This is a genomic window from Psychrobacter sp. 1U2 (genome assembly GCF_051847575.1).
In genome coordinates, this window is record NZ_JBPYDC010000632.1 from 1 (window position 1) to 930 (window position 930).

Below are 930 nucleotides of genomic sequence, written 5' to 3' on the forward strand. Positions count from 1 at the left end.
TGATAATAAGTATCAACGTGTGGTCTTTAATGAAATTACCAAGTCCGCTATTCAAAATGCGTTTAAAGAACCATCGAAGCTTGATATCGATCGCGTCAACGCCCAGCAGGCGCGGCGCTTTTTAGATCGGGTCGTCGGCTTTATGGTGTCGCCGCTGCTATGGCAAAAGGTCGCTCGTGGCCTGTCTGCAGGACGCGTGCAGTCGGTTGCTATGCGCTTGGTCGTTGAGCGCGAGCACGAAATTCGCGCTTTTATACCAGAAGAATATTGGCAAATTCATGCTGATACTCACGTTACCAATAGTACTGCCAAAAAACCTACAGACGCTGAGCAAACTGCTTTGCGCTTAGAGGCGACCAAGCAAGGTGGTAAGACGCTTAAGCTTGTCAATAAAGAGCAGACTGACAAAGTCTTAGAGGTATTAAAATCAAGCGACTTTATCGTAAAAGAGCGTGAAGAAAAGCCAACACAATCACGTCCAAGTGCGCCGTTTATTACCTCGACCTTGCAGCAAGCTGCTAGCACCCGCTTAGGGTTTTCAGTTAAAAAGACCATGATTTTGGCCCAGCGTTTATACGAAGCGGGTCATATCACCTACATGCGTACGGATTCGACCTTCTTGTCTGGTGACGCATTAGCTGCTGCACGTGGCTATATCGAAGACAACTATGGCGCAAAGTATGTACCAGAAAAGCCAAACTTTTATGGTAACAAACAGGGTGCACAAGAAGCGCATGAGGCGGTTCGTCCCTCTAACGTCAACATGAAATCTACTCAGCTAAAAGGTGTGGAGCGCGATGCCATACGTTTGTATGAGCTGATTTGGCGTCAGTTTGTCGCTTGTCAGATGCCGCCAGCAAAATATTTGTCGGTAAACCTATTCGTTGGTGCCAGTGATGTCGAGTTAAAAGCTCGTGGCCGCACCATGAC

1 protein-coding gene is annotated in these 930 nt (G+C 47.5%); it reads left to right on the forward strand.

Annotated features, from left to right (window positions below; translation table 11 throughout):
* The coding region (locus ACS8FD_RS17735; protein WP_439276822.1) for a DNA topoisomerase at nucleotides 1–930 on the forward strand (930 nt) is incomplete at both ends.